Source organism: Pelovirga sp., assembly GCF_059864205.1.
Genome location: NZ_JCBCBS010000115.1, coordinates 1 through 7,055, shown reverse-complemented (window position 1 = coordinate 7,055; position 7,055 = coordinate 1). Strand labels below are relative to the sequence as shown.

The following is a 7,055-nucleotide window of genomic DNA, read 5'->3' as shown; positions in this document are numbered from 1 at the left end:
GGTTATCTATTTGACTCCAGTACAGCAGAAAACAGGATATGGATTCTGCGACTTCGCTTCGCTACGCGCAGAATGACGCCCGGTTCTTTTCCATCAACGTACTTCTTTGTCATCCTGCGCGAAGTCGCAGGATCCAGATTATTAGCAGGTCGCATCGGTCTCGATCTTCTAACCGTGTAACTTCTGAGTAACTTCAAACTAACTACCTGAAATCAGGCGCTTACAAATTTTAAAGTTACTCTTCGACAAGACGCCGAAATGCGGCGTGCGTTGCTATTCAGCTCTATCCTTGCACCGGGCCTTCGGATTCTGTGGCAAGGGTGTCTGTCGCCATGGACGGCGACAGCAAGCGGTCATGGATGACGATAAGCGTCCCTTGCCATTGGATCCGAAGGCCCGGTGCTGAGCAAGATACACTTATCATTATAGGTTCACTCCTCCCAGTAAAGAAAGAGTCACACAAACAAACAGACGCCATTGACAGCGATCAATTGACACCTTCAGGCCATTAAGAATAGGATGGCGACTCACTCCAGCACAGGGAGCCACTGTGGCACGCGCGAAAACTGTTTACAGCTGTCAGCACTGCGGCTACCAGAGTCCTAAATGGCACGGACGCTGTCCCGACTGCCAACAATGGAACAGTCTGGTCGAAGAACAGCCGGTGGCGGTTGCCAACCATAGCCGCGCCCTCGCTGAACCAGGACGTCCGGTCAAGCTGACCACCGTTGATTGCCGGTCCGAAGATCGCCTGCGTACCGGCCTTGGCGAGCTCGACCGTACCTTAGGTGGCGGTGTGGTGCCCGGCTCCCTGATTCTTGTCGGTGGCGATCCCGGTATCGGCAAATCAACCCTGCTGTTGCAGGCGTTTGCCCATCTCGCCGCTAGCGGCATCGCCCTGTACGTTACCGCCGAAGAATCAGTGCGCCAGGTCAAAATGCGCGCTGATCGACTCGACATCGCCACCGACAACCTCTACCTGCTGGCTGAAACCTCCCTCGAACAAATCAAACAGCGCATTGTCGAACTCAAGCCGGCCTTTCTGGTTATCGACTCGATCCAGACCATCTTTACCAGCAACCTTGATTCCGCCCCCGGCAGCGTCAGCCAGGTGCGCGAATGCTCCGGCCAGTTGATGATTCAGGCCAAGAGCCTCGGCATCCCGACCTTTCTTGTTGGTCATGTCACCAAGGATGGCGCCATTGCCGGCCCTCGGGTGCTGGAACATATTGTTGATACCGTTCTCTATTTTGAAGGAGATCCCGGTTACCCCTACCGCATTCTGCGCACGGTGAAGAACCGTTTCGGTTCGACCAACGAAATCGGTGTCTTTGAGATGTGCGGCCAGGGATTGCGTGAGGTCAGTAATCCGTCGGAACTGTTCCTCGCCGAACGCCCCGACAAAAGTGCCGGCAGCGTCGTTGTGCCCGCCCTTGAAGGCAGCCGGCCGATTCTGGTCGAACTGCAGGCCCTGGTTTCTGCCAGTTCCTTCGGCACCCCCCAGCGTACCGCCATCGGCATCGACCACAAGCGCGTTGCCCTGCTGATCGCCATCCTTGAGAAGAAGGTCGAACTGTCCCTCGCCGGACAGGACATCTTTCTCAATGTCGCCGGTGGGGTGCGCCTCGACGAGCCGGCCATCGATCTTGCCGCTATTGCTGCGCTGGCCTCCAGCCACCTCAACCGCATCATCAACCCCAAGCTGGTGATCTTCGGCGAGGTCGGCCTGACCGGTGAGGTACGGGCTGTCACCCAGCCGGAATTACGCGTCAAGGAAGCAGCGCGCCTGGGTTTTTGCGAATGCGTCCTGCCGCGCAAAAGCATCAAGAATCTCGAGGTGCCTGAGGGTATCAGCCTGACCGGCATCGACCATGCCAGTGAGGCTCTTGACATTATTTTTATTTGAAGCTAAGGAACCCCGACCCTGTGCTCAACGAATACACATTGACGAGACGACAACATGAGTGATCAACTGACCCATTTTGATCATAACGGCAAAGCCATTATGGTCGACATTACTGCCAAGCCGGCCACCCACCGCCAGGCCATCGCCGGGGCAGAAGTTCGGATGAAACCCCAAACCCTGCAACGGATTCTTGACCAATCGATTCAAAAAGGGGATGTCTTCGGCGTTGCCCGCCTCGCAGGTATCATGGCCGCCAAACAAACCGCCAACCTCATCCCCCTGTGCCACCCGTTGGCCCTGACCGCGGTGGAAATTGACTTTGACTCCGACCCCACAGCCGGTATCGTCTCGATCACAGCCAGCGCCGGCGTCACCGGCCAGACCGGAGTCGAGATGGAAGCCCTCACTGCGGCAGCGGTAGCGGGGCTGACGATCTACGATATGTGTAAAGCGATTGACAAGGAGATGGTAATCGGGCAGATTTGCTTGTTAAAAAAAACCGGCGGCAAAAGTGGCACCTTTGAACGCACGACCGATTGATTCTGCCGGCAACAAGGGAACAGCTTATGAGTGGCACCACCTACAGAATCCGCAAGGGTTTTCTGATCCCCATGGCGATCACCGTTGTCCTCGGCGTGGTGTTACTGTTCATCGGCATCTGGATCCAGCTGCCTTCCGGCCGCCTCTACCTGCTCGCCGCCTTCATGGCTCCGGCACTGTTGATTTTTATTGAGAGCAGCCGCCGCCGGGTTCATATCCATAGCGATCACATTCTGATGGAACGAACCCTGGGAAAAAAACAGCTCGACTTCGGCGACTTGACCTCCGTCGATGCCGTCAGGGTCCGCAAACGCGTTTTTATCAGCCTGACGACTGAAAACAGCTTCATGATCATCTCCAACAGCTATGACCGTTTTGACGAACTGGTGCGCCGGCTGATTGATCTGGTACCACAAGCAACCCTGAGCGCTGAAGCCCGTCAGTTGGCGGCTGATCCACCACGTAAATGCAGCGACATTTTTTCTGCCTGGCTCGCCGTCGCCGTGCTGTTGCTGGTCATCGCGACGCAGTTGCGAAGCATTTTTTGACTATCGTTAACCACACCCTCTTGACGGCCGCAAAGCAGCCCTCAAGAGGAACACAAAGGGGAGATATATGGACAAACAAACATTGGGGGAATTCAGGGAACTGCTGAACCGTCAGCTCGAGGAACTGCTGCAGGAAGCCGGTAAAACCGTATCCGAAATGAATGAGGAAAATGTCAATTTTGCTGATCCGACGGACCGTGCCTCGTTGGAATCGGATCGCAATTTTGAACTACGCATTCGTGATCGTGAGCGCAAGTTGATCAGCAAGATCCGCCAGGCACTAGAGCGCATCGATGACGGCACCTACGGACACTGCGAAAGCTGCGACGTGCTTATCAGCCCGGAACGCCTGCGTGCCCGCCCGGTAACTACCCTGTGTATCGAATGTAAAACCGAGCAGGAACGCCTCGAACGGATCGGCTAACGTCTTCAAAGCCAAGGCGGACTTGCGATCAACTGTCGGAGTCCGCCACTTTTGCTGGCCACGGCGCACGCCGATCCTGTCCGCGAAAATTCTCACAGCTGCGGTAGTCGCGCAAGCGCGCATGATCGCGAACAATATCGACCCAGCCATCACCACGACAAAACTTCAGTATCTTCCCGGTAGCAATCAGCACATCAAGGACATCGTTACTGACCTGCCCGAGCGTTCCGTCCGGGTAAATCACTTCAATCAGTTGTCGCCTGACCATATCTACTCCCATCAAGATTCCCGATGAACACACCTTGACAAAATACCTCAAGCTGTCAGCAGCCGCAAAAGAAATCTGTTCCCTGTCGCCAGGGTGATTGTTTTTTTTCGGCAGCCAGTGTATCTTCAGCGCTCTGAATCAATAAACGACCGCACTGTAAGCAAAAAACAATATAGAATTTAGAATTCAGAATAAAGCTTATTAATTCTAAAGGTTTTCTCCTGAATTCTATATTCTGTCTTCTATCTTCTCTCTCAGATTTTTTATCCAAGGAGAAATACCATGTTCGGACTGGGAACACAGGAACTGCTCATCATCCTGGTACTGGTAATGATCATTTTTGGAGCCGGCAAACTACCACAAGTCGGCAGCGCGCTGGGCAAAGGGCTGCGCAATTTCAAAAAAGGGATCAACGACAGCGAAGAGAACATCGAAGAAGGGGAAATCGAAGAAACCACCGAACAGAAAAAGAAAGAGATCAAGGAAGAGAAAGAATCACAGGATCAACAATCCTGACGACACAGGTAGTTACACCCACTACCCACTACCTACTACCCACTACCCCCTACCCACTACCCATCATCAACAAACCCTGTGCAGGATCGGCGGGGTTTTTCGTTTGCCGGACAGGAGATGAGAAACATGACCAAAGCACTGGGCCTTATGTCAGGCGGCCTCGACAGCACCCTCGCCTCCATGACCCTCATGCGTCAGGGGATCGAGGTCACCGGCATTTCTTTTGTCACCCCTTTTTTTGGTGCCGACAAAGCCCGCAAAGCAGCGCAAGCTCTCGGTCATCCGCTGATCATCGTCGACATCGGTGCCATTCATCTGGAGATGGTCAAAGATCCCAAATACGGCTACGGACGCCATATGAACCCGTGCATCGACTGCCACGCCATGATGTTTCGCCTGGCCGGTGAAAAAATGCAGGAAAGCGGCTTTGATTTCCTCTTTTCCGGAGAAGTACTGGGGCAGCGCCCCATGAGCCAGAACCCCACCGCTCTTAAAGCCGTCGCCAAACACTCCGGTTTTCCTGAGCGGATTTTGCGCCCCTTGAGTGCGCGCCTGTTGCCGCCAACAGCAATGGAAGGGCAGGGGCTGGTTGATCGCGCCCAACTGCTCGACATCCACGGGCGTTCACGCAAGCGCCAGCAAGCCCTGGCCAAAGAATGGGGTTTAAAAGAATTACCGGCCAGCGGCGGGGGCTGCCTGCTGACGGAAAGGGGCTTTTCCAATCAACTGCGCGATCTGCTCAGCCATGATGCCACTGCCGACGTCAGCGCTGTCGAACTGCTCAAGGTCGGCCGCCAGTTCCGCCTTAACCCCACCGTCAAACTGGTGGTTGGCAGAAACCAGGAAGACAATCAGGCACTGGAAGGCTTTTTGACAGGGTCCAGACGACTACTGCGCTGCCGCGATTTCAGCGGCCCTATGGGTGCACTCTGTGGTGACGCTGATCAAGAGACGTTGCAACAGGCCGCAGCCATTGTCGCCTCCTACGGCAAGGGCAAGGATCAAGCCGAGCTTGCGGTGCTGTGCATTAGCAGTGATAGTGAAACCAGCCTGACCGTCACACCAATGGCGCGGGAAGAATCGCTCAGGATGCTGCTACGCTAAACAATCCAAAGCAGTCTCACACTAAGCCACCAAGACACCAAGGTCTCCAAGAAAAACCAAACAAACCAGCTTATTGATTCATCTGGTTAGCTATTTGACTCCAGTAAATCAGAAAACAGGATATGGATTCTGCGACTACGCCTCGCTTCGCGCAGAATGACACCCGTTTTTTTTCCATCAACGTCCTTCTGTGTCATCCTGCGCGAAGTCGCAGGATCCAGATTATTAGCAAGTCGCATCAGTCGCGATCTTCTAACTGTTATAGCTGGAGCAAAGTGGATAACCAAATTGATTTAACCAAAAACCAGCTTTTGCTTCTCTTGGTGTCCTTGGAGCCTTGGTGGCTAAAGGTTTTAGATTATCAATGACAACACCAAAGCCCCCGCCAAGAGCTAACTCTCGACGGGGGCTTCATTGTTACAGATTAAACTTGAACTACAGCTGCGGGGCTGGGCTTACATCATGCCGCCCATGCCGCCCATACCGCCCATACCGCCCATGCCGCCAGGCATTGCCGGCATCGCATCTTTACTATCCGGCTTGTCGGCGATCATCGCTTCGGTGGTCAGCATCAATCCGGCAACCGAACCGGCATTTTGCAGGGCACTGCGGGTCACCTTGGTCGGATCGATGATACCGGCCTCGATCATGTCGCAGTATTCATCCGTAGCAGCGTTGAAGCCAAAAGCACCCTTACCGTTAAGCACCTTGTCGGCAACAATGGCACCCTCAACACCAGCGTTGATGGCAATCTGACGCAGGGGCGCTTCGAGGGCACGGATGACCAGGTCAACGCCGAACTTCTGCTCGCCATCAACCTTGAGCTTTTTCAGGGCCGGCAGACAACGAACCAGGGCAACTCCGCCACCGGGGACGATACCCTCTTCAACCGCAGCGCGAGTCGCATGCAGAGCATCTTCCACGCGGGCTTTCTTCTCTTTCATTTCGGTTTCAGTCGCAGCACCGACCTTGACCACGGCAACGCCACCAACCAGTTTAGCCAGACGTTCCTGGAGTTTTTCACGATCGTAATCGCTGCTGGTCTCTTCAATCTGACCACGAATAACCTTGACGCGACCCTGAATGGATACTTCGTCACCGGCACCATCGATGATGGTGGTGTTGTCCTTGTCGACCACCACGCGCTTGGCGTTACCCAGCATGTCGATGGTTGCATTCTCCAGTTTGAAGCCGACTTCTTCGGAAATCACCTGACCACCGGTCAGCACGGCGATATCTTCGAGCATCGCTTTGCGACGATCACCAAAACCGGGAGCCTTGACGGCACAGACGTTGATGGTGCCGCGCAGCTTGTTCACCACCAGGGTGGCCAGCGCTTCGCCATCGACATCTTCCGAAATGATCAACAGCGGACGGCCTTGCTTGGCGACCGGCTCGAGGACCGGCAGTAGATCCTTCATGTTGCTGATTTTCTTGTCGTGGATCAGAATCAACGGATCATCAAGGGCAGCTTCCATGCGCTCGGCATCGGAGACAAAGTAAGGAGAAAGATAGCCACGGTCGAACTGCATCCCTTCAACGGTCTCCAGCGAGGTTTCCATCGACTTGGCTTCTTCAACGGTGATAACGCCTTCTTTGCCGACTTTTTCCATGGCTTCGGCAATGATGTTGCCGATGGTTTCGTCGCTGTTGGCGGAGATGGTACCAACCTGGGCAATCTCCTTGTGATCTTTGACCGGCTTGGAGATCTTTGTCAGTTCCTCAACCGCAGTAGCAACCGCCTTGTCG

The 7,055-nt window shown here is 54.4% G+C and carries 9 protein-coding genes; 7 read left to right on the top strand and 2 right to left on the bottom strand.

Features of this window, described 5'->3' with window-relative positions; translation table 11 throughout:
* From AC6F7T_RS07500 to dksA, 5 genes are all read left to right on the top strand, one after another.
* Positions 1-180, top strand: a 180-nt coding sequence (locus AC6F7T_RS07500; protein WP_500717489.1) for a hypothetical protein, incomplete at its 5' end; no start/stop codon positions are given.
* 370 nt (positions 181-550) lie between these two features.
* A complete protein-coding gene (radA, locus tag AC6F7T_RS07495) occupies positions 551-1,906 on the top strand; it encodes a DNA repair protein RadA (protein ID WP_500717487.1) in 1,356 nt (451 codons plus the stop codon).
* A gap of 54 nt (positions 1,907-1,960) precedes the next feature.
* Positions 1,961-2,446: a cyclic pyranopterin monophosphate synthase MoaC gene (gene moaC, locus AC6F7T_RS07490; RefSeq protein WP_500717485.1), complete on the top strand. Its 486-nt coding sequence runs from the start codon at positions 1,961-1,963 to the stop codon at positions 2,444-2,446.
* A gap of 26 nt (positions 2,447-2,472) precedes the next feature.
* Positions 2,473-2,994 carry a hypothetical protein gene (locus AC6F7T_RS07485; protein ID WP_500717484.1) on the top strand — a complete coding sequence of 174 codons (522 nt, stop codon included), beginning with the start codon at positions 2,473-2,475 and terminating at the stop codon, positions 2,992-2,994.
* A 67-nt stretch (positions 2,995-3,061) separates the two neighbouring features.
* Positions 3,062-3,418, top strand: a complete 357-nt coding sequence (gene dksA, locus AC6F7T_RS07480) for an RNA polymerase-binding protein DksA (RefSeq protein WP_500717482.1) — start codon at positions 3,062-3,064, stop codon at positions 3,416-3,418.
* Positions 3,419-3,446: 28 nt separating this feature from the next.
* Here the strand turns inward: dksA and AC6F7T_RS07475 are convergent, their stop codons facing one another.
* Entirely contained in the window at positions 3,447-3,698 is a 252-nt protein-coding gene (locus AC6F7T_RS07475; protein WP_500717481.1) for a GSU3473 family protein, read from the bottom strand.
* A 270-nt stretch (positions 3,699-3,968) separates the two neighbouring features.
* On the opposite strand from AC6F7T_RS07475, the gene AC6F7T_RS07470 reads away from it, so the two are divergent.
* Together AC6F7T_RS07470 and AC6F7T_RS07465 are read left to right on the top strand one after the other, a co-directional pair.
* Positions 3,969-4,202, top strand: coding sequence for a twin-arginine translocase TatA/TatE family subunit (locus AC6F7T_RS07470; protein ID WP_500717480.1), 234 nt, complete (start codon positions 3,969-3,971; stop codon positions 4,200-4,202).
* A 126-nt stretch (positions 4,203-4,328) separates the two neighbouring features.
* The gene (locus tag AC6F7T_RS07465) at positions 4,329-5,306 is read left to right on the top strand and encodes a hypothetical protein (protein WP_500717478.1); all 978 of its coding nucleotides are present in this window, start codon (positions 4,329-4,331) and stop codon (positions 5,304-5,306) included.
* A 455-nt stretch (positions 5,307-5,761) separates the two neighbouring features.
* Here AC6F7T_RS07465 and groL read toward each other — a convergent pair.
* A partial coding sequence (groL, locus tag AC6F7T_RS07460; protein ID WP_500717477.1) for a chaperonin GroEL occupies positions 5,762-7,055 on the bottom strand: 1,294 nt, incomplete at its 5' end.